Raw genomic sequence first — 25,679 nt, 5'->3', positions numbered from 1 at the left:
TCTCCTTCCGGTGGAAATCCCGCTGAGACTGTGCTATGCTGATACCAATAAAATGAAAAAGGGAGCGATTCGATGAAAACTCTTTTTAAGGGGGGAACCCTGGTCACCGGCCAGGGCCTGCGCAAGGCCGACCTGTTGATTGAAAACGAAAAAATCGCCAAGATCGGGCGCGGCCTCAGCACCATCGGTGCCGCGGTGATCGACGTGTCCGGGATGCTGCTCTTCCCCGGCTTCATCGACGCCCATACCCATTTCGACCTGGATGTGGCAAACACCACCACTGCCGACAACTTTACCTCCGGCAGCCGGGCGGCCCTGCGGGGCGGCACCACCACGGTGGTGGACTTCGCCTGCCCCAACAAGGGCGAGTCCCTTCATCACGCCCTGGAGCTGTGGCACGAAAAGGCCGACGGCAGGACCTTCTGCGACTACAGCTTCCACATGACCATCGACGACTGGAACGAGGGCATCTGCGCCGAGGTGGACGATATGTTTGCCGCCGGCATCTCTTCATTCAAACTGTATATGACCTACCCCGCCATGATGATCGGCGACCGGGACATGTACTTTGCCCTGAAAAAAATCCGCACCCACGGCGGCATCTGCGGCGTCCACTGCGAAAACGCCGGAGTGATCGACGCCATGATTGCCGAGCGCACCGCCGCCGGAAAGCTGGCCCCTTCCTCCCATCCCCTGACCCGGCCGGACTATCTGGAGGCGGAGGCCGTGGCCCGGCTGCTGCGCATCGCCCAGGCCGCCGACTGCCCGGTGGTCATCGTCCACCTGACCAACGCGGCCGCCCTCCAGGAGGTGGAGCGCGCCCGCAGGCGGGGCCAGACCGTCTATGTGGAAACCTGCCCCCAGTACCTGCTGTTGGACGAGTCCGTCTACTTCCAGCCGGACTACTCCGCGGCCGCCCGGTATGTCTGTGCGCCGCCCTTGCGGACGCCGGCCGATCAGAAGGCCCTATGGCGCGCCCTGCGCCGCGAGGAAATCCAGACCATCTCCACGGACCACTGCTCCTTCACCCTGGAGCAGAAGGACGCCGGCCGGGATGACTTCACCAGGATCCCCGGCGGCCTGCCCGGCGTGGAAACCCGGGGCGAGCTGATCTACACCGCAGGCGTTGCCCAGAAGCGGATCAGCCCGGCCCAGATGTGCCGCCTGCTCAGTGAAAACCCGGCCCGGCTCTACGGCATGTATCCCCGCAAGGGCATCCTCCGCCCGGGCAGCGACGCGGACATCGTGGTCTACGACTCAAAAGCCAGCCACGTCCTCCGGGGCGACGACATGATCGGCGCCGCCGGCTACTCCCCCTATGAGGGCTTTGTGACCTCCGGCTCCGTGGCCCAGGTCTGGCTCCGGGGCAAGCTTGCCGTCCGCGGCGGCCAAGTCCTCCCGGAGGAGCCGGAGGGCCGGTATATCGCCCGGGGCAAGAACAGCCTCTAAGGCCATGGAACCACGTCTTTTTTATCTGGACCTGATCCAGCGCCTGAGCGCCCAGGGCACCTGCTCCGTCTACACCGATCCCGCCACTGGGGAAAAGGGGTATGCGCCCTTTCCCGGCGCCCTTTGCCAGGAGCTCTCCGTCAAGCCGGAGGTCCACCTTTTGGGCGGCGGCCATGTCTCCGCCGCACTGTGTACTCTGCTCCACACCCTGGACTGGCGGGTCAGCGTGCAGGACGACCGGCCTGAATTCGTGACGGAGCAGCGCTTCCCCCACGCCCGGCGGCTGTGCGCCCCCTTTGACCCGCTGCCTCCCTTCCGCGACGGGGACTACGCCGTCATATTGACCCGGGGCCATCAGGATGACTACGCCTGCCTGCGCCAGCTGCTGCGGCGGCGCTGCGGCTATCTGGGCATGATCGGCAGCCGCAGCAAGGTGGCCGCCACTGCCCAGCGGCTGCGTGAAGACGGCTTCACGCCGGAAGAGATCGCCGGCGTCCACTCCCCGGTGGGGCTTCGCATCGGCGCCCAGACGCCGGAGGAGATCGCAGTGTCCATTGCGGCGGAGCTCATCCAGGTGTTCCGCGCCTCCCCCCGGGACTATCTGGAGCGGCCCATCTCAGAAGCCTTAAAGGCCCAGAACGGCCCCCTGGTGATGGCCACGGTGTTGGAAAAGACCGGCTCGTCCCCACGGGGCGCGGGCGCTCGGATGCTGGTGGGCCCGGACGGCTCCATCACAGGCACCATCGGCGGCGGCGCGGTGGAGGCGGCCGCCATCCGGGAGGCTGCTTCGCTCTGCGGCAGCGCATGCCCCCAAATCCGCACCTATGACCTCTCCAACGGCGCGGCAGCCACCTTGGGCATGATCTGCGGCGGCCGCATCCGGGTGCTCTTTGAGCCTTTGAACCTCTGATCGCAGTTTCAGGACAGCAAAAAAGACTCATGCCGATGCATGAGTCTTTTTTCCTTCGGTACGGCTACTGTCCCGACCTGACGGCAGGCGGCCCCCCTCTCCATCGGAGCCGCCCTTATGCAGAATGCTCAGCTGAGCTTCTTCAACGAAAGGATGCGGATGGCGGAAACGTCCACGCCCATGTCCTCCGCCACCGCGGCGGAGATGGCGGCGATCAGCTCGCCCCGGTTGGGGATTTCCTCCTGCACCGGCGCAAGGGGAACAGAGGCCGGGACGGCGGCAGGCGCTTCCTCTTTCTTGCCGAACAGCAGGCTTTGCAGATTGATTAGGAAAATCAGGCAGATCAGGCCGATGAAGGTGACGCCCATGCCCATGACGCATACAAACAGATTGGAAACTTGCATAATGAAACCCCTCCTGCAATTTTTACTGCTCTCATTTTAGCCGCTCCATCGGAATGTGCAATGGGTTTTGCGCCTTATTGGCACTGCCTTTACAGCGCCTTAGCGACTCTTAACGCCCCCTTTGCGACGGCCTGTCCCTCCCCTGCGGTCAAAAAAGGGGCCCCGTGCATCTGCACGGAGCCCTTTTATTTATGTAAACTTATTCAACATCCCGGGCCACTTCCTCCGGCGGCTGGTCCAGCTGCCAGGGGTCGTGGAGCAGGTTGTGGAGATAGCGCATGACGGAGGCAAAGTAAAAGCCGTCCACAATCCGCTCGTCGGTGACAAAATTGCAGTCCACGTACTTGCGCACCACCACGGTACCGTCGCCGTCCAGCTCCCGCACCCGGCGCTTTTTGCCGAAGGAGCAAAAAACAGGCACGTTGCCAAAATCGTAGAGGTGGTGGTAGATGGGAGGAATCCCCAAAGACGCCATGGAGGTGATGTACAGCGAGCCGTGGAAGGGGCTCAGCCGCAGAAGGCCCCGGGGCAGCTCGCCAAAGTAGTCCAGCACCTCCAGCAGCCACACCACGAACTTCAGCACCAGCCCGGGGATGAAGTGCATCACCCTGGCCAAGGAGTCAAAGCCCGTGTCCTCCGGCGCGTTTTTCACCTCCAGCACCTTGGCGTGGAAGCGGTCGTAGACTGAGGCGGCGGTATCCTCCGGGGTAAAGTAGACCTTGATGACCGTGTCCGGGGAGTCGGTGCGCATCTCCTTTTTCACCGTCATGGCCACCTCGATCTCCCCGTCCCGGCTGTAGATCCGCTGGCCGGAGACAAAGCGGTTGAGGCCCGGGTACTTGGCGCAGGCGCGGACGTAGGCCGCCAAAATCACATGGAGCACACCGAACTGCTCCATGCCCTGGGCCCGCTTTTCCTGGATGTAGCGCTCCATGTTGGAGCACTCGATGTGGTCTTCGATGAAATTCTGAGAGGTGTTGCGGGTCTTCATGATGTAGGGCGACACGGCAAAGATGGGCGAGAGCGAACGCAGCCTCCGCCCGTCGCAGCGGTCCCCGAAGCGGCGGACGTACTCACCTTCCCCGGTCTTCTTTTTCCGGATGCTCACCGACACCGCCAGCAGCGCCGCCATGCACAGCAGCACCGAAACCTCCGGCAGCCAGCCCCGCAGGGTCTGGCCCTGGAGCTTGACCGGGTCCTCGATGAACACGTGGTACAAAAGGGGCAGCGCAAAGAGCGGATAGAGCAGGGCCTGGGTGGGGATGCGGCCGGTTACCGTGGCGGTGTAGAGGGCCGCCACCAGGGCGTAGAGCAGCAGGCAGAGCAGCATATGCGTCAGGGAGGGGAAGCCTGCCGCCTTCACGGCAAAGAACATGCAGCCCAGCCACACGGGGATGGCGGTGCGGTAGAACCGGTCCCGCCCGCAGGTGAACAGCAGCAGCGCGAAGAGGATGTTTGCCGCGACTGGCAGGAGGATTTGGAACGCTATGGTTCCGCCGGAGACATAGCGTTCTCCGGCGTAGTACACGATGCGCACCACTGCCGAGCAAATCATGAACAGCGCCGCCAGGATGACCAGAAGGCTGGTCTCAGGAAGCCAATATACCGTCTTCTTTCTCATAAAGCCATTATAAACACTTGGCGGCTTCTTGGCAAGGAAAAGGGGTTGTCCTAATTGTCTCTTTTTATATAGATGTGGGTAGGCAGCTCTCGACCAGTAGCCAGCTCCCGGCAGCGCTCCATTGCTTGATCCAATACAGCCTCAGCCTGATCTTTCCGTCCTTGGGACAGGTGAAGCCGGGCTGCATGCAAAGCGACAAACAATACTCGGCAGAGCTGCTCATAATTTGGTTGAGGCACCTGTTGGGGAAACATCCGCATTGCCGCTCCTCCCTTTAAAACCAGTAAGTTCAATATTCTCTCTTTCATTATAGCCTAATATTCGGCAATATTCAATCCACACTAATCAAGTTATGCTAACAAAAAAGAAGGTGTGGACATGTTGACGTTTGACCCGTTGTGGGAAACAATGAAGAGAAAGAAAATCAGTCAGTATGCATTGATTAAGGAATATGGGGTCAGCACCGGAACACTGGATGCTCTCCGCAAAAACCGCAGTATCACTTTAAATACGTTAAATGATCTCTGCAATATTCTCCAATGTGACGTATCAGACATCATTCAATTTACCCCTGACGAAAAAGAATGAGCATCCGGCCGCGGCCGGATGCTCATTTGCGTTTTTAATCTTACAGGTGCTCCTTGCAGGAGAGTTTCTCCACGTCCAGGCGGAACACGCGGACCGCATCCACCATGGCCTCCGTGAAGGCCCACTCACCTTTGCCCGTGCTGTGGCGCATGATGGACCGGAGCGCCGCCTCCTTCTCCGCCGCGCCCTCCACAAAGGAGACGCGGCCCGTGCCGATGACACTTGAAAAACGGGCGGAGTGCTTGCAGGCGGTCTCCGCCTCGTGGAGCTCGTAGTCCGTGTCCAGCTCGAATCCAACCATGGGGGAATCCGCGATCAAGTCGATTTTCCGGCCTTCCCTTGCCCCGTGGAAGTAGAAGGCCCCCTTCTCATAGCCGAAGCTCAGCGGCAGGATATACACTTCTCCTTTGTCGCAAAAGCCCAAACGGCAGCAGTGGCAGCGTTCAATCACCTCTGCGATCTTCTTCTCATCCGTCACTTCCCTGTCTTTTCTCCGCATGGCCGGCCCTCCTTTACTCCACCACGATGCCCCGGTCTGCAAAGGCGCGCAGCAGCAGCTCCATGTCCCCGGGGATGGAGATGGGCTCTCCGCAGGCCTTGATGGCGTTGGCCACATCCTTCAGCCCGTTGCCGGTGACGATGCTGACCACCGAGTCGCCTCTTCCTAAAACGCCCTGCTCACAGAGCTTCTTCACGCCCGCCGTTCCGGTGACGCCCGCCGGCTCGCCGAACACGCCGCAGGCGGCGCCCAGCAGCTTCTGGGCCGCCATGATCTCCTGGTCTGAGACATTGACCACCAGGCCGCCCGACTCCCGAATGGCCATCAACGCCTTGTCGGCGTTGCGGGGCACGCCCACGGCAATGGAGTCCGCCAGGGTATTCTCCTCCATGGGGCGCCAGGGTTCGCCCGTGGCAATGGCCCGGTTCAGCGGGCAGCAGCCCTCCGCCTGGACGGAGATCAGCCGGGGCAGCTTGTCGATGAAGCCGATGGCGTACAAATCCTTCAAACCCTTCCACACGCCGGCGATGGTGCACCCGTCGCCCACGGAGAGGGCGATGTAGTCCGGCACCTGCCAGCATAGCTGCTCCATGATCTCCAGCGACACGGTCTTTTTGCCCTCGGACAGGTACGGGTTGATGGCGGCATTGCGGTTGTACCAGCCCCAGCGGTCGATGGCGGCCTTGGACAGCTCGAACGTATCCTCATAGCTGCCCTGGACGGAGACCACGGTGGCGCCGAAGGTCATCAGCTGGGCCACCTTGCCCTTGGGCGCGCGACTGGGCACGAAGATGTAGGTCTTCAGCCCGGCGGCGGCCGCGTTGCCCGCAAGAGAGGAGGCCGCGTTGCCGGTGGAGGAGCAGGCGATCACCCTGGCCCCCGCCTCGGCGGCCTTGGCCACGGCCATGGCGCTGGCCCGGTCCTTCAAAGAGGCGGTGGGGTTCTGCCCGTCGTCCTTGACCCACAGCCTCCCAAGACCCAGCTGCTCTGCCAGGCGGGGCTCTTCATAGAGCGGGCTCCAGCCCACCCGCAGCGGCGTGGGCGCCGTGTCCTCCTCGATGGGCAGCAGCTCCCGGTAGCGCCACATGGTATGCTCCCGCTCCTTCAGCTTTTCTTTGGTCAGCGTTTGCCTGATGTAGTCATAGTCGTAGACGATATCCAAAATACCGCCGCACTCGCAGGTGGTCAGCCCGGGCACGGCCTCATAGGTCCTGCCGCACCGGACACACTTCCCATACTTTACATGTTTCATCATCAGTTCCTCCCATCACTCAGCCGTCACTCCCAGGGTGATCCGGACCACCGAACCGCCCTCCAGGGTGAAGATCAGCCCGCCGTATACGTCCCCGGCGACGATCCGCTCCTCCGTGGATGCTTCCTCGTCGATCCAGCCGCCATAGGCCTCCCGGACCTCCTCCGCGCCATCGCCCACGGCGATCCCGGCCTGGGTCTCCCCCGCAAAGGGGGCGGTCACGGACGCCCGCTCCAGCAAGCCCTCCGCAAAGGAGAGCTCCGCTCCTTCGTAGGACCATTGGGTGTGCGTGAGCCCGTCCGATTCCCAGTACTCCGGTTCCGCGCGGTCGGCGGGCTCGCCCAGCAGCTCCTCCACCTCGTCCTCCGTCTGGCCGTACCGAAGTCCGCCCAGACACTCCAGCTCCAGCAGATCGTCCGTCTGCCCCGGCTGGCTGGCATCCGGCTTGACCGGTTCCTGCTGGCTTGGCTCCTGGCTGCTTTCGTTTCCCTGCCGGGCCGGGCCGCAGGCCGCCGCCACGGCGCAAAGAGCAGCCGCCATCAGCAATGCCGCAATCCGTCTGTACATTCCGCCTCGCTCCTTTCAAGAAATGGGCGGGCTGATCAGCCCGCCCATTTGGGCTTCGCGTCTTTTACAGCGCCTTCAGAAGGCCGGTGGCCTCGTTGAACTCGTTGATCAGCTCATCCAGGTCCTTGGCCTGCTTGTGAACGGCGTCCCATGTGTTCTCGGTGTCGTACCACAGGGCATTGAGGTCCTTCACGTCCCTGGCCTGCTGCTCCACCCAGGTGTAGTACTTCAGGTTGTGGATGCGCTTGCGGTCGGTGTAGGTCAGCTCCATCAGATTGTCGGTCTTCAGCCCCAGCATATGGAGATTGTGGTCCAGAGCCGCCTCATGGACGTCGTAGGCGCCGTGCATCTCGTCCAGCTCCTCCACGCGGGACTGGTACATCGCCGCGGAGTCGGTGAGGACCGTGCCCACCACGTCATGCTCGGTCAGCTCATAGTATTTGGCCATCTTGATGCAGCAGAGCACGTTGGCAATGCCGGAGATGCCAAGCCACGTCAGCTTCTCGATCAGCTCATCGCTGAGCTTCAGCTCCTCTTTCAGGTACTTCTGGCCCTCGGCGGTGTTGAACAGGCGCAGCAGCCGCTGGGAGTCCTCGTCGTCAATGGCGATGGCCATGTCGGTGTTCTTCACGTTGTGAATCCAGGGGATGTGCTTGTCGCCGATGCCTTCGATGCGGTGTCCGCCGAAGCCGTTTTCCAGGATGGTGGGGCACTGGAGCGCCTCGCCCACCGCCAGCTTCAAATTGGGGTACTTCTCCTTCAGCAGGTCTCCGGCGCTCATGGTGCCGGCGGAGCCGGAGGTGAAGCAGGCGCCGGCAAAGCGGTCGCCCGGCCGCTTGACGGCCTCATAGAGGTCGGCCAGGGCGTTGCCGGTGACGTTGTAGTGCCACAGGGGGTTGCCCATCTCCTCAAACTGGTTGAAGATCATCATGGTGGGGTCCTTCTTCAGCTCCCAGGTCTTGTCGAATATCTCCTTCACGTTGGACTCGCAGCCCGGGGTGGCGATGACCTGGCCGGCGATCTTGGAGAGCCACTCAAAGCGCTCCTTGCTCATCTCAGCGGGCAGGATGGCCACGCTGTCGCAGGCCAGCAGCTTGGAGTTAAAGGCGCCGCCGCGGCAGTAGTTGCCGGTGGAGGGCCACACGGCGTGGTGGTATGTAGCGTCAAACTGGCCGGTCACCAGGCGGGGGGCCAGGCAGCCGAAGGAGGCGCCCACCTTATGGCAGCCGGTGGGGAACCACTTGCCCGCCATGGCGATGATGCGGCACTTCACGCCGGTCAGCTCGGAGGGCAGCTCCACGTAATTGGGCACAGCCTGGAACAAGCCGCCGCTCTCCTTCGCCTCGTTTTTCCAGGTAATGCGGAAGAGGTTCAAGGGGTTCACGTCCCACAGGCCCACGGTTTTCAGCTTTTCCTGAATCTTCTCCGGAATGGTCTCCGGGTGCTCCATCTGGGCGATGGTGGGGATGATGACATTGCTCTCTTTGGCCTTTTCGATGTTGTGCTCCAGACCCTGCTTGTTGATGCTCAGATCAATCATGACGTTTGCCCTCCTGTTTTGAATCAATATAAGAATAGAGTGTGTATTTCGAGATGCCGAAGTATTTGGCGACCTTGTCGCCGGACTTGGTTACCAGAAATGCGCCGCTGTCGCTGAGAAAACGAATGGCCCTGACCTTATCATCCTTGTTCATCAGTGCTACGGGCTTGCCCACCAGCGCTACGGACTGGGCGATCAGATCGTCCAGCAGCTCATTGACGTTGACGATCTTCTCCGGCTCCGCCTGCTCCGGCTCCCCGGTGGAGACCAGGTCGTGGACCGCCTGCTCCACCATGCTCAAAGCGGAGATGTCATAGTTGATGGACAAGATGGCGGAGACCCGGCCCCGGTTGTTGCGGATGTACACGGTGGAGGATTTGAGTATCTTCCCGTCCGGGGTGCGCGTCAGGTAGCAAAGGTGGTCCTCCGGCTGGGCGTCGGCCTCCTTCATCTGCTCCAGCACCACATGGGAGGCCCCGCCGCCCACCTCTCTGCCGGTGACGTGTCCGTTTTCAATGGCAACAATGGAGTGGTCCGGGTGGCGGCTCAGGTCGTGGACCACCACCTCGCAGTTGCTGCCGAACTGTCTGGCAATCCCCTTTGCCACCTGCTTGAGCAGTTCCAGTTTTCCCGCTTCCAGTGATATCACCCCTCATTTAAAAGCGGTGGCCGTCAGCAGACGGCGCCGCCCATTGCTCTGCAACATATCTTACCGCGCCGCGATAAAATATGCCATGGCGGCATGCCGCCGGCGGTCCGCCTTGGGCCTCCGGCAATCTGCCGCAGAAAATAGTGTAACACACTATTTCTATATCATAGCATACTTTTGCAAGAAATCAACGTATTTTTCTAAAAATCTTTTAGGTTTGCTCATTTTTTGTTTGACATATTGCATTCTTATGCTATGATAGAAATAGTAAAAAAGAATCACTGCCGGTAAGATCAATAAGACAGACGGAGGGAATGGATATGAACTTTGAGGCGATTCAAGCGGCCGCCAAGGGGTATGAGGCGGACATGACCAGATTCCTGAGGGACCTGATTGCCATCCCCAGTGAAAGCTGCGGCGAGGAAGGCGTCATCCGGCGCATCGCCGCCGAGATGGAGAAGGTCGGTTTCGACAAAGTGGAGATCGACGGCGAGGGCAACGTACTGGGCTGGATGGGCAAGGGCCCCAAGGTCATCGCCTACGACGCCCACATCGACACGGTGGGCATCGGCAACCGGGAAAACTGGACCTTCGACCCCTATGAAGGCTATGAGACGGAGACGGAGATCGGCGGCCGCGGCGGCAGCGACCAGGAGGGCGGCATCGTCTCCTCGGTCTATGGTGCCAAGATCATGAAGGACCTGGGCCTCATCCCTGAGGACGTAACCGTGCTGGTCACCGGAACCGTTCAGGAGGAGGACTGCGACGGCCTCTGCTGGCAGTACATACACAACGAGGACAAGGTGACGCCGGAGTTCGTGATCTCCACCGAGCCCACCGACGGCGGCATCTACCGCGGCCACCGGGGCCGCATGGAGATCCGTGTGGACGTCCACGGCGTCAGCTGCCACGGCTCCGCGCCTGAGCGGGGCGACAACGCCATCTACAAGATGGCGGACATCATCGCCGACGTCCGTTCCCTCAATGAAAACGACGATTCCGACGATACGGAGATCAAGGGCCTGGTGAAGATGCTCAACCCCAAGTACAACCCCGAGCACTATGAGGACGCCCGCTTCCTGGGCCGGGGCACCTGCACCGTGTCCCAGATCTTCTACACCTCCCCCTCTCGCTGCGCCGTGGCGGACAGCTGCGCCATCTCCATCGACCGGCGCATGACCGCCGGCGAGACCTGGGACTCCTGTTTGGAGGAAATCCGCAATCTGCCTGCCTGCAAAAAGTACAAGGATGATGTAAAGGTCAGCATGTACATGTACGACCGTCCCGCCTGGACCGGCCTGATCTATGAGACGGAGTGCTACTTCCCCACCTGGATCAACAAGGAGACCGCCCCCCACGTCCAGGCGCTGGTGGACGCCCACAGGGCCCTTTACGGCGACAAGCGGGTGGGTTCCCCGTCCACGCCCGAGGCGGCGCAAAAGCGCCGGGCTCCCCTGATCGACAAATGGACCTTCTCCACCAACGGAGTGTCCATCCAGGGCCGCTACGGCATCCCCTGCGTGGGCTTTGGCCCCGGCGCCGAATCCCAGGCCCACGCCCCCAATGAGATCACCTGGAAAGAGGACCTGGTGGCCTGCGCCGCCATCTATGCCGCCGTTCCCGGCCTCTACAAGGGCAAGGGCGACGAGGATGTGTGCGAATACCGGGGCGGCAAGACCGGCAACGACATCAAATAACCAAAATTTGCAATCTGCGCTTTTCGATAATCCGGATCAAATCTGACATACTATTGAAGGAGAACACGATATGAGCAAAACTGTTGAATTGGCAAAGCACCTGGAAAAGCTGCATATCAACAACATGTACAAAAACGACTTCTACTGGACCTGGGATAAGACCGATGAGGAGCTGGAGGCCGTCTTCACCGTGGCCGACGCCCTGCGGGACCTGCGGGAGCGCAACCTCTCCACCCGCGTGTTTGACTCCGGCCTCGGCATTTCCATCTTCCGGGACAACTCCACCCGCACCCGGTTCTCCTTTGCCTCCGCCTGCAACCTGCTGGGCCTGGAGGTCCAGGACCTGGACGAGAAGAAATCCCAGATCGCCCATGGCGAGACCGTCCGCGAAACCGCCAACATGGTCTCCTTCATGGCCGACGTCATCGGCATCCGGGACGACATGTTCATCGGCGAGGGCCACAAGTACCAGAAGACCTTTGTGGATGCGGTGGAAGAGGGCTACCGGGACGGTATCCTGGAGCAGCGCCCCACCCTGGTGAACCTCCAGTGCGACGTGGACCACCCCACCCAGTGCATGGCCGACATGCTCCACGTGATCCACCACTTCGGCGGCGTGGAAAACCTCAAGGGTAAAAAGGTCGCCATGACCTGGGCCTATTCCCCCAGTTACGGCAAGCCCCTCAGCGTGCCCCAGGGCGTTATCGGCTTGTTCACCCGCTTCGGCATGGACGTGGTCCTGGCCCATCCCGAGGGCTACGAGGTCATGCCGGAGATTGAGGAGATCGCCAAAAAGAACGCCGCTGCCACCGGCGGCAGCTTCTCCAAGACCAGCTCCATGCAGGAGGCCTTCCGGGACGCGGACATCGTCTACCCCAAGTCCTGGGCGCCCTTTGCCGCCATGGAACAGCGGACCCAGCTCTATGCCGCCGGCGACCAGGCCGGCATCGACCAGCTGGAGCAGGAGCTGCTGGCCCAGAACGCCCAGCACAAGGACTGGGCCTGCACCGAGGACATGATGAAGCTGACCCGTGACGGCAAGGCCCTCTACCTCCACTGCCTGCCCGCCGACATCTCCGGGCTGAGCTGTGAAGAGGGCGAGGTGGACAGCTCCGTCTTTGACCGCTACCTGGTGCCCCTCTATAAGCAGGCCTCCTACAAGCCCTACATCATCGCGGCCATGATCTTCCTGTCCAAGGTGAAGGATCCCGCCGCGGCGCTGATGGAGCTGGACCGGCGGGGCGAAAAGCGCAAGGAGTTTTAAGGTACATATCCTGTTTCATTATGCGGGAGGGATGCTCTCCCGCATAATTTTCCTCACATATCATCACTGATAGGAAAAAGAGGTAAGATTCACATGGGTAAACGTATCGTCATCGCTTTAGGCGGCAACGCCCTGGGCAGCAACCTGCCGGAACAGATGGTCGCTGTCCGCAAGACGTCCAAGGCCATCGCCGATTTGATCGAGGAGGGCCACGAGGTGGTCATCGCCCACGGCAACGGGCCTCAGGTGGGCATGATTCAGGAGGCAATGGGCCTGCTGACCCGTGCCGAGCCTGAAAAGTATATCCCCTTCCCCCTGTCCGTCTGCGTGGCCATGAGCCAGGGCTATATCGGCTATGACCTGCAAAACGCCCTGAAGGAAGAGCTGCTGGACCGCGGCATCGACAAGGGCGTGGCCACGGTGCTGACCCAGGTGGTGGTGGATCAGGACGACCCTGCCTTCCAGAATCCCACCAAGCCCATCGGTGCCTTTTTGACCCGTGAGGAAGCGGAAAAGATGGAGAAGGAGCACGGATACAAGATGGTGGAGGACTCCGGCCGCGGCTATCGCCGGGTGGTGGCCTCGCCCAAGCCCCAGGCCATTGTGGAGCTGTCCACCATCAGCGCCCTGGTGGGCTCCGGCCACGTGGTCATCGCCTGCGGCGGCGGCGGAATCCCCGTTGTCACCGAGCATCACCACCATCTCAAGGGCGCTGCCGCCGTAATCGACAAGGACTTTGCCTCGGAGCTGATGGCGGAGCACCTCAATGCCGACATGCTGATCGTCCTCACCGCAGTGGAGAAGGTGGCCATTAACTTCAACAAGCCCGACCAGCAGTGGCTCAGCGACCTGACCCCGGACAAGGCCCGGGAGTATATCGCCCAGGGCCAGTTTGCCCCCGGCTCCATGCTCCCCAAGGTGGAGGCCGCCCTCAAGTTCGCCGAGTCCAAGCCCGGGCGCACCGCGCTCATCACCCTGTTGGAAAAAGCAAAGGACGGTATTTCCGGGAAAACAGGCACCGCAGTCCATCAATAAGCCCGATCCCCGGCGGAAAAATTCCGCCGGGGATTTCCGCATTATAAGTGCCGCTAATCCCTTTTATTTTTCCCCTGTAAATTTTGTGATACCTGGAAAATTTGTTTAAATTGGGGCAAGAAATCTTTGGATAATGTGCGGCTTTTTCCATATCTTACAAAATTAATGTTGAATTTCCGCCCTCCATCCTGTATGATGGTCGTAGCAGACAGGTAATACATCAGCTGCATATGAATAAGGAGGAATTTAGAATGAAGAAGTTTCTTGCAACCCTTCTCGCATTGGTTATGGTTCTGAGTCTGGCCGCCTGTGGCGGCGGTGGCAGTTCCAGCGGAGGAGGCTCCGGCGCAGGGAGTGGAGGAAGCTCCTCTGAGGGAGCCGGCGCCGCCAATGTGAAGGTGGGCTTCATCTTCCTGCACGACGAAAACTCCACCTATGATCTGAACTTCATCAACGCTGCCAAGGCTGCCTGCGAGAATCTTGGCATCACGGATTACGTCCTCAAGACCAATGTCCCCGAAGGCCAGGAATGCTATGATACCGCTGCCGATCTGGCTGACGACGGCTGCAACATCATCTTTGCCGACAGCTTCGGCCATGAGGATTTTATGATCCAGGCCGCCAAGGATTTCCCCGATGTGATGTTCTGCCACTCTACCGGCACCAAGGCCCACACCGAGGGCCTGGAGAACTACCACAATGCCTTCGCCTCCATCTATGAGGGCCGCTATCTGGCTGGTATCGTGGCCGGTTTGAAGCTTAACGAGATGATCGCGGACGGCACCATCACCGCCGATCAGGCCAAGATCGGCTATGTGGGCGCTTTCACCTATGCTGAGGTGGTCTCCGGCTACACCTCCTTCTTCCTGGGCGCACGCTCCGTCTGCCCCACCGCCACTATGGAAGTGACCTTCACCGGTTCCTGGTATGACGAGACCGCCGAGAAGGAAGGCGCACAGAAGCTCATCAACAACGGCTGCAAGCTCATCAGCCAGCACGCCGACTCCATGGGCGCCCCCACTGCCTGCGAACTGGCCGGCGTACCCGATGTCTCCTACAACGGCTCCACCATCAGCGCCTGCCCCAACACCTATCTGGTTTCCTCCCGCATCGACTGGACTCCCTACTATGAGTATGCCATCTCCGCTGTGATGAACGGCACCAGCATCGACGCCGATTGGACCGGCACCCTTTCCACCGGCTCCGTGGTCCTCACCGACCTGAACGCCGATGTGGTGGCTGAGGGCACCGCTGAGGCGGTCGAGACGGCCAAAGCCCAGCTGGAGGACGGCACGCTGCATGTGTTCGACACCTCCACCTTCACCGTAAACGGAGAGGCCCTTACCAGCTACATGGCGGACGTGGATACCGACGCCGATTATACCCCCGACACCGAGGTCATTGCCGATGGGTATTTCCATGAGTCTGAGTATCGCTCCGCGCCTTATTTCGACCTGCGGATCGACGGCATCACCCTCTTGGACGAGGCTTATTAAGCCTTCCTGCATCGGCTCTTTCAGTTAAGATCGATGCCAAGCCCCTGTCTGGCCAAAGCTCCAGACAGGGGCTTTCCAAACTCTGCCTGCGGATGTGGAAATGAGATTTACTTCATCTTCCAGATATGCTAAAATAGATTACCTCTAAGTGATGCCCACACCAGGAAGCCGGACTTCCCGGCACTTCCGCAGAGAAAGGATGACAGCCTTGGAAACTGTTAAAAACGCCATTAGGATGGAACACATCACGAAACGCTTTGGCAGTGTCGTGGCCAACCACGACATCAATCTTGAGCTGCACAAGGGGGAGATCCTCTCTCTTCTGGGAGAGAACGGCAGCGGCAAGACTACGCTGATGAACATGCTCTCCGGCATCTACTACGCCGACGAAGGGCAAATCTATGTCAATGACCAGCCGGTGACCATCGCCTCTCCCAAAGACGCTTTCGATTTGGGCATCGGCATGATCCACCAGCACTTCAAGCTGGTGGACGTTTTCACCGCAGCGGAAAACATCGTACTGGGCCTGAAGGACACCGGCAGGCTGGACTTGAAAAAGGCCAGCCGGAAAATCGAGGAAATCTGCGATAAGTATGGCTTTGAGATCGATCTGAATCAGAAAATTTACGAGATGTCCGTTTCCCAAAAGCAGACGGTGGAAATCGTGAAAGTCCTTTACCGGGGTGCCGAAATCCTGATTCTGGACGAACCCACCGCGGTTCTGACCCCCCAGGAAACGGAAAAGCTCTTTGCCGTTATGCGCAATATGCGTGACGACGGCAAGTCCCTGATCATCATCACCCACAAGCTCCACGAGGTCCTGGCAGTCTCCGACCGGGTGGCAGTGCTGCGCAAGGGCGAATACGTGTGCGACGTAGCCACCAAGGACGCCAGCAGCCAGTCCCTGACGGACACGATGGTTGGGCGGTCCGTGACGCTGAACATCAACCGCCCCCAGCCGGTGGACCCCCACAAGCGTCTGGTGGTGGAGGGACTGACAGTCTATGACCCCCTGGGCGTCAAGCGCCTGAACAATGTGAGCTTCACCGCTTTGAGCGGTGAGATTCTCGGCATCGCAGGCATCTCCGGCTCCGGCCAGCGGGAGCTGCTGGAGGCCATTTCCGGCCTCTACCCCATCTCTGAGGGCAGCATCCGCTTCTATCCCCCCACAGAAGACGGCGCCGAAGAACCCGAGAGCCGGCAGCTGGTGGGGCTGGACCCCATGGCCATCCGCAAGTGCGGCGTGTCCATGGCCTTTGTGCCGGAGGACCGGCTGGGCATGGGACTGGTGGGCTCCATGGGCATGACCGGAAACATGATGCTGCGCTCCTGGAATAAGAGCAAGGGAGCCTTCCTCAACCGCAAGGCTTCAGAGAATCTGGCCAACCAAATTTGGAAGGAACTGGATGTCGTCACCCCCAGCACCTCCTTCCCGGTGCGGCGGATGTCCGGCGGTAATGTGCAGAAGGTACTGGTGGGCCGTGAGATCGCCCAGGATCCCGCCGTTTTGATGACGGCCTACGCCGTCCGGGGCCTGGACATCAACACGTCCTATACCATTTACAACCTGCTTACGGAAGAGAAGACAAAGGGTGTGGCTGTGATCTATGTGGGCGAGGATCTGGATGTGCTGCTGGAGCTGTGCGACCGGATTTTGGTGCTCTGCGGCGGCCAGGTCAGCGGCATCGTGGATGCCCGCACCACCGACAAGCTTCAGGTGGGCACTCTCATGACACATGTGGGAGGAGGCGGTACAGATGAATAAGCAGAAGCGGTTTTACATCTCCAAGCGCACGGACATTCCCCGATATCAGGCTTGGGCTATCCGGGGCGCCGCCATCTTGCTGGCGCTGGTCGTCTGTGCCATTGTCACCATGCTGATGACCGGAGAAAACCCCATCAGTATCTATACCACCATCTTTTACGGAGCCTTCGGCACGGCCCGGCGCACCTGGGTCACAGCCCAGGACCTGGCCATATTGCTGGGTATCGCCCTGGCCGTGACGCCGGCATTCAAGATGCACTTTTGGAACATCGGCGCCGAGGGACAGGTCCTCATCGGCGGCCTCGCCACCACCGCATGCATGATCTGCCTGTCAGACAAACTCCCCAACGCACTGGTGATCCTCTGCATGGTCATTGCCAGCATTGCCGCGGGCGCCCTGTGGGGCTTTCTGCCCGCCTTTTTCAAGGCCAAGTGGAACACCAATGAAACGCTGTTCACCCTGATGATGAACTACATCGCCACCCAGTTGGCGGCTTACTATATCATCGTCTGGGAGGTTCCCAAAGGCGCCGGCAAGATCGGTATCATCAACCAGGGCACAGAGGTGGGCTGGCTGCCCGAGATCGGTAACCAGTATCTCCTGAGCATCGTGCTGGTGGCCATCCTCACTGGTGTCATCTACATCTACCTCAACTACAGCAAGCACGGCTATGAGATTGCCGTGGTGGGCGAAAGCCAGCGCACCGCCAGCTACGCCGGCATCAAGGTGGACCGTGTCATCATCCGCACCATGGTGCTCTCCGGCGCCATCTGCGGCCTGATCGGCCTGCTGCTGGTGGGCGGTATCAACCACACCCTCACCACCACCATCGTGGGCGGGCAGGGCTTTACCGCCGTCATGGTATCCTGGATGGCCAAGTTCAACCCCATCATCATGGTCTTTACCAGTTTGCTCCTGGTCTTCCTCAGCCGGGGCGCCAGCGAGATTTCCAGCACCTTCAGCCTGAACCACTCCTTTGCCGATATCCTCACCGGCATCATTCTCTTCTTTATCATCGGCAGCGAGTTCTTCATCACCTATAAGATCAACCTGCGGAAATCCGCCGAGAAGGAGGCGTAAGCGATGTTTGATCTGGTATCTTTTATCCCCAGGGCCGTGATGCAGGGCATCCCCCTGCTCTATGGCAGCACCGGTGAAATCCTGACGGAGAAGTCCGGCAACCTGAACCTGGGCATCCCCGGTGTTATGTACGTAGGCGGCATCTGCGGCGTCATCGGCGCCTTCTTCTATGAGCAGGCCGTTCCCGCAGCGCAGATGAACGCCCTGTTGGCGGTGGGCATCCCCATGGTCTGCTCCCTGCTGGGTTCGCTGCTCATGGGCCTTGTATACAGCGTGCTGACCATCACCCTCCGGGCCAACCAGAACGTCACCGGCCTGGCTCTGACCTCCTTCGGCGTGGGCGTGGGCAACTTCTTCGGCGGCTCCCTCATCAAGCTCACCGGCAGTGAGGTGCCCTCCATCGCCCTTTCCGCCACCAGCTCCTATTTCAGCAAGGCCCTTCCTTTTGCGGACGATCTGGGCTGGTTCGGCCAAGTGTTTCTCTCCTATGGCTTTTTGGCCTATCTGGCTGTGATCATTGCCATCGTGTCCTCCTTTGTGCTCAAGCGCACCCGGGTGGGCCTCCAGCTCCGGGCAGTGGGCGAGAGTCCCGCCACCGCCGACGCCGCCGGAATCAACGTCACCCGCTACAAGTATCTGGCCACCTGCATCGGCAGCATGGTGGCTGGTCTGGGCGGCCTCTACTATGTCATGGACTACGCCTGCGGCGTCTGGTCCAACAACGCCTTCGGCGACCGAGGCTGGCTGGCCATCGCCCTGGTGATCTTCACCATCTGGCGGCCCAACGTCAGCATCCTGGCCTCCATCCTGTTCGGCGGCTTCTATATCCTCTACCTCTACATCCCCTCGGGACTGGACCTGTCGGTGAAGGAGCTCTACAAGATGATCCCCTATGTGGTGACGCTGGTCGTGCTGATCATCGTCTCCCTGCGCAACAAGCGGGAAAACCAGCCTCCGGCCAGTCTGGGCCTGAGCTATTTCCGGGAAGAGCGGTAACAGCAAAGCGCACACAGGCAATCGCGCCTGTGTGCGCTATTTGTAAACTTTTTATGCAGTTTTGTGCGCTTCCGTTTATTTTTTGTAAATAATGTGTTATGATGCATTTTGTTTCTTTGGGAAACAAACGGAGGTACATCAGATGATGAGAAAACTAAATGAGTTCTATCATACCTATCCTCACGTCAAATACTGCCTGCTCTTCCCTGTCTATCTGGCGATCTACTTCATCGCTGAGGCGCTGATTACCAAAAACTACTGGGTCTCCTATCTGCCCTTAGACGACCACATCCCTTTTCTGGAGGGGTTTGTCCTGTTCTACGACCTGTGGTACCCTGCCATGATCCTCATCGGCGTCTATCTCCTGCTGAAGGAGCCCGAGAATTTCAAGCGCTACATGAAGTTCCTGTTCGCCGGCTTTTTTCTCTGCGAGGTCATCTGGGTCCTCTTCCCCAATGGGCAGAATTTGCGGCCGGAGGTCTTCCCTCGGGAGAACTTCTTCACGCAGCTGATCGCCGGGCTGTACGCGGCGGACACAAACACCAATGTCTTCCCCAGCGCCCATGTGGTGGGCGCCATCGCCGTTGCGGCGGGCGTTTTTCACTCCCAAATGCTTCAGAAGAAAAACTGGCTGAAGGCCCTGACCGTGGTCCTCTGCTTCCTCATCGCCATCAGCACGGTGTTCATCAAGCAGCACTCCATCTTAGATGTGTTCGCCGGCGTGGCACTTTGCATCCCGCTGCATTTCATCGTCTATGGCCGGGTGCCCCAGCCGCTGCCGCAAAAAATGAAAAAAATGCAGGCGGAATAGCTGTCATGGGCGTTGCTGAGCCGCCGGATATACTACTAAAACGGGCCTCCGCCAGTTGGCGGAGGCCCGTTTTCTAATGCTGTTTTTTTAGGTTCTCCTTGGCCTTCAGCCCAAATTCCGTCACCGCCAAGCCGCCCAGGGCTGTCTCCCGGAACTCCACAGGCATATGACGGCTCACATCCCCCATGGCGTCGATGACCTGGTCCACGGGTACGCGGCTCTCAATCCCCGCCAGCGCCATGTCCGCGCTGCTGACGGCGTTCATGGCACCGATCACATTCCGCTTGACGCAGGGAACCTCCACCAGCCCCGCCACCGGGTCGCAGATCAATCCCATGAGATTCTTCAGCGCCATGGCCGTGGCGTTGGCAATCATCTCTGCGCCGCCGCCCCGCAGGGCGACCAATGCGCCTGCCGCCATGGCCGAAGCGGTTCCGATCTCCGCCTGGCACCCGCCTGCCGCGCCCGAAATGCAGGCCCGGTAGGCAATCACCGCGCCGATGCCGCTGGCCACATAGAGCGCTTCCAATATCTTGCGCTCCGCGGCCAGCTCCCACCGGTACAGCGGGATCAGCACTGCCGGCAGCACGCCGCAGGCCCCCGCGGTGGGCGCGGCCACAATCTTGCGCATGCAGGCGTTGGACTCGCCCATGGCCAGCGCCTCGGCGATGATCTCGCCCAACAGATGTCCGCCGATGACCTGTCCGGACTGGATGAACTGGCGCATCTTGGCGCCGTCGCCCCCCACCAAGCCGCTGACGCTGCGCCGGGTACCGGTATAGGCGTCGGAGGCCGCCACCATGCTCCGCCAGGTGAAGCGCATCTTTTCTATGGAGTCCTCCCGGCTGACCTGCCGCTCCTCCACGTCTGTATCCAAAACGACCTCCCAGAAGGGCTTTCCGGTCCTCTCCACCGCCTCCAGGATCTCCGTCATTGAGTCCAGTGCCATATTATGTGTCCTCTCTCTCATAATAGGTGATTTTATTGATGCCTTCCAGCTCTCCCAACAGCTGGATCGCCACCGGCGGCACCTGCTGGTCCGTCTCTATGACCATGATGGCCTCCCCGCCCCGCTCGTGGCGGCAAAGGCGCATGTTGGCAATGTTGACCTGCATCTTGGACAGCTCCGTGGTCACCTCCGCTATGTAGCCGCAGTCGTCCTGGTTGTGGATCACCAGCGTGTGGTAGTCGCCGGTGAACTCCACAGGGATGTTATCCAACTGGTTTACCATAATCCTCCCGCCACCGGTGGAGGACGCCTGCATCTTCAGGGTGTGCCCCGCATTCCCCACCAGCTCCATCACCACGCTGTTGGGGTGGGCATCCCGCAGCTGGACCTCCCGGAAATCAAAGGAAAGTCCCTGTGCCTGAGCGATTTGGAAGCTTACCGGAATGTCCATATCGTCGGGCTTCATCCCCAAAAGGCCGGCGATGAGCGCTTTGTCGGTGCCGTGGCCCTTGCCGGTCTCTGCAAAGGAGCCGTGGAGCCCAATGTGCGCTGTCACAGGAGGCTCGCCCAAAAGGGTGCGGGCCATATTGCCGATGCGCACCGCCCCGGCGGTGTGGGAGCTGGAGGGTCCAACCATCACCGGCCCCAAAATTTCAAATATATCCAGCATAATCGTTTGCCTCTTCTTTTTCTGATCGAATTTGTTGCAGGATCAAGGGCGGCTGAACAGCCGATTTGCGGTTATTGTATCATACCCTACCGCCCAGTGCAAGCGGAAGAAGCAATGGATTGAGACCGCTCTTTCAAAAAAGCGATTATATGGGTTTGCCAGTAACATTTTCGTAAGCCATGGTATATGGAGGCCTGCCCCTTTCACGCGCAAAGGCATCGCCGCCGTTGTGAAACGTCCCGGTCTATGGTATAATGAAAATAACGTTTACAGCATATGGCCCGACTTGGGCCATGCCTTGGACTTCAGCCGCCGAATACACCAGACTATGCCAAGTGCGCCAGAAACTGAACTTAGAAAGGGGTGCCGACATGTCCTCTCTTCTTATCCGCAACCTGCACACAATTGTCACCTGCGACGACAGCGATTCCGTGCTCTCCAACACGGACCTCTACTGCGAAGACGGCGTCATCCGCCGCCTGGGCCCAGGCCTTGCCTGCGATGCCGACCGGGTCCTGGATGGCAGCCAGATGGTCTGCTATCCAGGCTTGGTCAACACCCACCACCACCTGTACCAGGTCTTCTCCCGGAACCTGCCACAGGTGCAGAACATGGAGCTCTTCGACTGGCTCACTACGCTCTACGAAATCTGGAAGGGCCTGGACGAGGAAGTGGTCCGACTGTCCTCCCTGAGCGGCATGGGGGAACTTCTGAAGCACGGGTGCACCACCTGTTTTGACCATCACTATGTCTTCCCCCATGGCGCCGGCGACCTGTTGGGCGCTCAGTTTGCCGCGGCAGAGGAGCTGGGCATCCGCATGTACGCCTCCCGGGGCAGCATGGACCTTTCCAAAAAGGACGGCGGACTGCCGCCGGACAGCGTGGTACAGACGGTGGATGAAATCATGGCCGACTCTGCCCGGCTCATCGAGCGCTATCACGACGCTTCCTTCGGCTCCATGCGATGCATTGCCCTGGCCCCCTGCTCCCCCTTCTCCGTCAGTGGGGAGCTGCTGCGACAAAGCGCCATATTGGCCCGCCAATACGGGGTTAGGCTCCACACCCACCTGGCGGAAACAAAGGATGAAGAGCGCTTTACCCTGGAAAAATTCGGCATGCGCCCCCTGGCCTACATGGCCTCCTTAGGCTGGACCGGCAGCGACGTATGGTATGCCCACGGCATCCACTTCAATGACGAAGAGCTGCGGCTGCTGGCCGAGACCGGCACGGGCGTGGCCCACTGCCCCATCTCCAATATGAAGCTCTCCTCCGGCGTGGCCCGGGTGAGCGAAATGCTGCGCCTTGGCGTGAAGGTGGGGCTGGCGGTGGATGGCTCCGCCTCCAACGACGGTTCTTCTCTGATGGAGGAGCTTCGGGTGTGCTACCTGCTGCACCGGCTCACCTCCAGCGCCGATGCCCCCTCCGGCTACGATGTGCTGAAACTGGCCACCCGGGGCAGCGCCTCCCTGCTGGGCCGGTCGGACATTGGCTCCCTGGAAGTCGGAAAGTGCGCCGACCTGTTCCTGGTGGACCGCCGCCGCATGGAGCTGGTGGGCGGCCTGTACGATCCCAAATCCGTGCTGGCCACCGTGGGGCTGCGGGGCCCGGTGGACTACACCGTGGTGAACGGCAACCTGGTGGTGGAACAGGGCCGCCTGAGCCGGGTGGATGAGGGGCTTTTGTCCCGCCAGGCCAGCCAGGCCTGTGACCGGTACCTTGCAAAGCAGTGATTGAAAAAAGAAGGCCGCGGGATATCCCGCGGCCTTCTTTTTATGAATTTGAAAGCGCCTCCAACAGCTCCTCCGTATTGATGACATGGCAGTAGAGGTTGTTGAGGATCTCCAGCTCATGGTTGTGGATGGCCTCTGTGGCGGCCATGCAGGCATCCTCCACCAGCCAGACCTGAAAGCTCTCGTCCGCCAAGCTCCGCACGGTGCTGGACACGCACTGGTCCGTCAGCACGCCGGTCACCACCACCGTGTCAATGCCCATGTTATGGAGCAGCAGCCGCAGATTTGTGCCTGTGAGGGCGCTCTCCGTGCCCTTGCGCACCACAATCTCGTCCGCTATGGGTGCCAGTTCTGCAACGATCTCTCCCCTGGGGTCTCCATCCACCGTATAGGAGGCGTTGAACCCGGTGCCCTTCTGATTCAGCGACCGGTCGCTGCCATCCCTCTTCCGGGTCACCACCTTGGCAAAGCAGACGTTCATCCCCAGGCGGCGGAAGGCCTTCAAAATCGTCTGGTTATTGGGCAGCACCACTTCCTCGATCTTCCGGTAAAACGGCTCCCAGCGCACTTGCTCCGCTTCGCTTCTTCCCTGGGGCCGGCTGATCTGGCTGTACTGCATGTCGATGATTAGCAGGGCCGTCCTTGGCCGGTCGATGTGGACAGCCTCAATGTCATCGTCCATCTCATAGTAAAAGGAAAGGTGTCTGTCGTTGACACGCATAGTCTCACACTCCTCTGATCTTTGGGCAGGCGGGCGTTCTGGCTGCCCATCCCTGCGGCCGCTTCCTGCCGGGCGCTCAGCCGCTTTGGCATCTTGCCGCGCAGGTGCCGCCGCGGTAAAGGCAAAAAATAGCCATGTACAGTTATTATACTGCATCCCGGCTCCGGTGAAAAGCTTGTTTTTTCCCGCGAAGCTGACTATACTGAGGAAAAGCAACAGAAAGGACAGCTGTATGGGAAAATTAGAACTTATTATGGGAGACATCACCTTATCGGATGCCGACGCCATCGTCAACGCGGCAAACACCAGCCTGTTGGGCGGGGGCGGCGTGGACGGCGCTATCCACCGGGCCGCGGGACCAGAGCTCCTGGCGGAGTGCCGGACCCTCCACGGATGTGAAACAGGACAGGCCAAGCTCACAAAGGGCTATCGGCTGAAGGCCAGATACGTCATTCACACGCCGGGCCCAGTGTGGCGGGGCGGCGGCTGCGGCGAGGCAGAGCAGCTCTCCTCATGTTACCGCTCCTGCCTGGAGCTGGCCCGGCAATACGGCTGCCGCAGCGTGGACTTCCCCTCCATCAGCACCGGGATTTTCGGCTATCCCATGGCCCAGGCCGCCACGGTGGCGCTGCGGACCATCATGGACTTCCTTTCCAGCCATTCCATGCCGGAGCGGGTGCGGATGGTTTGTCACAGCGAGGACGCCCTGCGCGTCTACCAGCAGACCTACAACATGTGGTATGCCTCCGACAAAAGCCAGCGGCTCTCATAAATAAAAAGGAGGGGGATCCCCCTCCTTTTTTCATCACTGCTCCAACGCCTGAAACACCTTGATCTGATCTTTCTCCCGCTTCGCCTCATAGAGCGCGGCGTCCGACTCCCGGATCAACTGGGTGGGCGTCATCCCTGCCCGATAGGCCGCAAGGCCAAAGCTTGCGGTGTGAAAAGGCAGCTTCTCTCCCTCCGCTTCCAGCGCCGCGGTATACTGTTTCTGAATCCGGCGGCAGGTCTCCACCGCCGAACCCATCTCCTGTCCCCGGAAGAGGATGCAGAACTCATCGCCTCCAAACCGGAAGGGCTTGGCGCTGTCGCCGCAGGCCTCCCGCAGCACTCCGCCGAAAACCTGGAGGCACCGGTCTCCCTTTTGATGTCCATAGGTGTCGTTGACCTGCTTGAAATTGTCCAGGTCCAGCATGGCCAGCTGATACGGCACACTGTCGCAGTCCTTCAGCATCTCGTCAAACGCCCGGCGCAGGCCGTGCCGGTTTTGAATCCGGGTCAGGCCGTCGATCAGCATCTCCCTGCTCAGCCGCTGCCGCTCCAGCTCCTTTTGGATGCTGACGTCGTTCTTCTCTTTTTCAATGTGGATCACAATGACGCAGGCCGCGTAAAACACCAGCAGCAGCACCATGGACATGGCAAAGTCGGTATACTCCGTGGCCGTGGCGGTGACGCTGACCCGAGCCGGGTCCCAGCAGAGCCAGAGGTCGGACACCGCCTTTGCAATCACCGAACAGGTGGCCACCAGGGTGGTGAGGGTCAGATTGCCATAGGCGGTGGTCATCAGCATGGGGATTGTGAACACGATGAAAAGCGCGTCAAAGAGGCTGTGGGCATTGTATACGCTGAATCCCGCCAAGGCAAAGCAGAGGGATACCACATAGATTTTTACCGTGTCGGAGCACTTGGTGCACCGCTTGGCCAAAAAGCTGACCAGCACGCACAGGAAATTCACCCCCGAAGGGATCAGGATGTATTTCCACATGTAAATGTCATTTGACGTGCTGATCAGGCCTGCCTGGCCCATCACAAAGAACATGGCGATTTCCATTACAAAGGTGAATAGGGCCAGACCAAACAGCGCTTTGAAATGCAGCCCCATCCACTTCCGGTTGATCCGGCGGTACTCCGCCTGGATAATCTCCACATTCGTGGTTTCCTGATCGTTCTGCGGCATAGGCTTCTCCTGTCAATCTCACATTTGT

The 25,679-nt window shown here is 60.1% G+C and carries 24 protein-coding genes; 13 read left to right on the top strand and 11 right to left on the bottom strand.

Going from position 1 to position 25,679, the window contains the following annotated elements; translation table 11 throughout:
* Window positions 1-72 precede the first annotated feature (72 nt).
* Complete coding sequence (gene hydA, locus H8790_RS04475; RefSeq protein WP_187333730.1) at window positions 73-1,449, top strand: dihydropyrimidinase; 1,377 nt, start codon at window positions 73-75, stop codon at window positions 1,447-1,449.
* A gap of 4 nt (window positions 1,450-1,453) precedes the next feature.
* Window positions 1,454-2,359: an XdhC family protein gene (locus tag H8790_RS04470; RefSeq protein ID WP_187333729.1), complete on the top strand. Its 906-nt coding sequence runs from the start codon at window positions 1,454-1,456 to the stop codon at window positions 2,357-2,359.
* Window positions 2,360-2,487: 128 nt separating this feature from the next.
* Here the strand turns inward: H8790_RS04470 and H8790_RS04465 are convergent, their stop codons facing one another.
* Both H8790_RS04465 and H8790_RS04460 read right to left on the bottom strand, forming a co-directional pair.
* A complete protein-coding gene (locus H8790_RS04465; protein WP_187333728.1) occupies window positions 2,488-2,763 on the bottom strand; it encodes an OadG family protein in 276 nt (91 codons plus the stop codon).
* 199 nt (window positions 2,764-2,962) lie between these two features.
* The gene (locus H8790_RS04460) at window positions 2,963-4,384 is read right to left on the bottom strand and encodes a hypothetical protein (protein WP_187333727.1); all 1,422 of its coding nucleotides are present in this window, start codon (window positions 4,382-4,384) and stop codon (window positions 2,963-2,965) included.
* 378 nt (window positions 4,385-4,762) lie between these two features.
* Here H8790_RS04460 and H8790_RS04455 point away from each other — a divergent pair, with 378 nt between their 5' ends.
* Window positions 4,763-4,972 (top strand): helix-turn-helix domain-containing protein, encoded by a 210-nt coding sequence (locus tag H8790_RS04455; RefSeq protein WP_187333726.1) that lies wholly within the window; start codon window positions 4,763-4,765, stop codon window positions 4,970-4,972.
* 40 nt (window positions 4,973-5,012) lie between these two features.
* Here the strand turns inward: H8790_RS04455 and H8790_RS04450 are convergent, their stop codons facing one another.
* From H8790_RS04450 to H8790_RS04430, 5 genes are all read right to left on the bottom strand, one after another.
* Entirely contained in the window at window positions 5,013-5,471 is a 459-nt protein-coding gene (locus tag H8790_RS04450) for a pyridoxamine 5'-phosphate oxidase family protein (RefSeq protein ID WP_187333725.1), read from the bottom strand.
* A gap of 13 nt (window positions 5,472-5,484) precedes the next feature.
* A complete protein-coding gene (locus H8790_RS04445; protein WP_187334229.1) occupies window positions 5,485-6,723 on the bottom strand; it encodes a threonine synthase in 1,239 nt (412 codons plus the stop codon).
* A gap of 15 nt (window positions 6,724-6,738) precedes the next feature.
* Complete coding sequence (locus H8790_RS04440) at window positions 6,739-7,290, bottom strand: hypothetical protein (protein WP_187333724.1); 552 nt, start codon at window positions 7,288-7,290, stop codon at window positions 6,739-6,741.
* A 64-nt stretch (window positions 7,291-7,354) separates the two neighbouring features.
* Window positions 7,355-8,830 (bottom strand): pyridoxal-5-phosphate-dependent protein subunit beta, encoded by a 1,476-nt coding sequence (locus H8790_RS04435; RefSeq protein ID WP_187333723.1) that lies wholly within the window; start codon window positions 8,828-8,830, stop codon window positions 7,355-7,357.
* Window positions 8,823-9,470, bottom strand: coding sequence for a helix-turn-helix transcriptional regulator (locus H8790_RS04430; RefSeq protein WP_243208593.1), 648 nt, complete (start codon window positions 9,468-9,470; stop codon window positions 8,823-8,825). The genes H8790_RS04435 and H8790_RS04430 overlap by 8 nt, the downstream gene beginning before the upstream one ends.
* Before the next feature lie 329 nt (window positions 9,471-9,799).
* Between H8790_RS04430 and H8790_RS04425 the strand changes: the two genes are divergently transcribed.
* From H8790_RS04425 to H8790_RS04390, 8 genes are all read left to right on the top strand, one after another.
* Window positions 9,800-11,176 carry a YgeY family selenium metabolism-linked hydrolase gene (locus H8790_RS04425; protein WP_187333722.1) on the top strand — a complete coding sequence of 459 codons (1,377 nt, stop codon included), beginning with the start codon at window positions 9,800-9,802 and terminating at the stop codon, window positions 11,174-11,176.
* Between the two features lie 70 nt (window positions 11,177-11,246).
* Complete coding sequence (ygeW, locus tag H8790_RS04420) at window positions 11,247-12,440, top strand: knotted carbamoyltransferase YgeW (RefSeq protein ID WP_187333721.1); 1,194 nt, start codon at window positions 11,247-11,249, stop codon at window positions 12,438-12,440.
* 93 nt (window positions 12,441-12,533) lie between these two features.
* Window positions 12,534-13,475: a carbamate kinase gene (arcC, locus tag H8790_RS04415; RefSeq protein WP_187333720.1), complete on the top strand. Its 942-nt coding sequence runs from the start codon at window positions 12,534-12,536 to the stop codon at window positions 13,473-13,475.
* A gap of 251 nt (window positions 13,476-13,726) precedes the next feature.
* Complete coding sequence (locus H8790_RS04410) at window positions 13,727-14,971, top strand: BMP family ABC transporter substrate-binding protein (protein WP_187333719.1); 1,245 nt, start codon at window positions 13,727-13,729, stop codon at window positions 14,969-14,971.
* 235 nt (window positions 14,972-15,206) lie between these two features.
* Window positions 15,207-16,736 (top strand): ABC transporter ATP-binding protein, encoded by a 1,530-nt coding sequence (locus H8790_RS04405; protein WP_243208592.1) that lies wholly within the window; start codon window positions 15,207-15,209, stop codon window positions 16,734-16,736.
* Entirely contained in the window at window positions 16,729-17,817 is a 1,089-nt protein-coding gene (locus H8790_RS04400) for an ABC transporter permease (RefSeq protein ID WP_404821705.1), read from the top strand. The genes H8790_RS04405 and H8790_RS04400 overlap by 8 nt, the downstream gene beginning before the upstream one ends.
* 3 nt (window positions 17,818-17,820) lie before the next feature.
* Window positions 17,821-18,813: an ABC transporter permease gene (locus tag H8790_RS04395; RefSeq protein ID WP_187333716.1), complete on the top strand. Its 993-nt coding sequence runs from the start codon at window positions 17,821-17,823 to the stop codon at window positions 18,811-18,813.
* A gap of 142 nt (window positions 18,814-18,955) precedes the next feature.
* Window positions 18,956-19,624 (top strand): phosphatase PAP2 family protein, encoded by a 669-nt coding sequence (locus H8790_RS04390; protein WP_187333715.1) that lies wholly within the window; start codon window positions 18,956-18,958, stop codon window positions 19,622-19,624.
* Between the two features lie 73 nt (window positions 19,625-19,697).
* Here H8790_RS04390 and sdaAA read toward each other — a convergent pair whose 3' ends face one another.
* Both sdaAA and sdaAB read right to left on the bottom strand, forming a co-directional pair.
* Window positions 19,698-20,573: an L-serine ammonia-lyase, iron-sulfur-dependent, subunit alpha gene (gene sdaAA / locus H8790_RS04385; protein ID WP_187333714.1), complete on the bottom strand. Its 876-nt coding sequence runs from the start codon at window positions 20,571-20,573 to the stop codon at window positions 19,698-19,700.
* A gap of 1 nt (window position 20,574) precedes the next feature.
* Entirely contained in the window at window positions 20,575-21,243 is a 669-nt protein-coding gene (gene sdaAB / locus H8790_RS04380; protein ID WP_404821704.1) for an L-serine ammonia-lyase, iron-sulfur-dependent subunit beta, read from the bottom strand.
* A 371-nt stretch (window positions 21,244-21,614) separates the two neighbouring features.
* Here sdaAB and H8790_RS04375 point away from each other — a divergent pair, with 371 nt between their 5' ends.
* Window positions 21,615-22,973 carry an 8-oxoguanine deaminase gene (locus H8790_RS04375; protein WP_187333713.1) on the top strand — a complete coding sequence of 453 codons (1,359 nt, stop codon included), beginning with the start codon at window positions 21,615-21,617 and terminating at the stop codon, window positions 22,971-22,973.
* 40 nt (window positions 22,974-23,013) lie between these two features.
* Here the strand turns inward: H8790_RS04375 and H8790_RS04370 are convergent, their stop codons facing one another.
* Window positions 23,014-23,694: a cysteine hydrolase family protein gene (locus H8790_RS04370; protein ID WP_187333712.1), complete on the bottom strand. Its 681-nt coding sequence runs from the start codon at window positions 23,692-23,694 to the stop codon at window positions 23,014-23,016.
* 232 nt (window positions 23,695-23,926) lie between these two features.
* On the opposite strand from H8790_RS04370, the gene H8790_RS04365 reads away from it, so the two are divergent.
* Complete coding sequence (locus H8790_RS04365) at window positions 23,927-24,466, top strand: O-acetyl-ADP-ribose deacetylase (protein ID WP_187333711.1); 540 nt, start codon at window positions 23,927-23,929, stop codon at window positions 24,464-24,466.
* Window positions 24,467-24,499: 33 nt separating this feature from the next.
* Here the strand turns inward: H8790_RS04365 and H8790_RS04360 are convergent, their stop codons facing one another.
* The gene (locus H8790_RS04360) at window positions 24,500-25,651 is read right to left on the bottom strand and encodes a GGDEF domain-containing protein (RefSeq protein WP_187333710.1); all 1,152 of its coding nucleotides are present in this window, start codon (window positions 25,649-25,651) and stop codon (window positions 24,500-24,502) included.
* Between the last annotated feature and the right edge of the window lie 28 nt (window positions 25,652-25,679).

The organism is Oscillibacter hominis (assembly GCF_014334055.1).
Lineage (GTDB): Bacteria > Bacillota > Clostridia > Oscillospirales > Oscillospiraceae > Oscillibacter > Oscillibacter hominis.
Note: the sequence above shows the minus strand (reverse complement) of the source record. Positions and strands in the feature narration are given on the sequence as shown.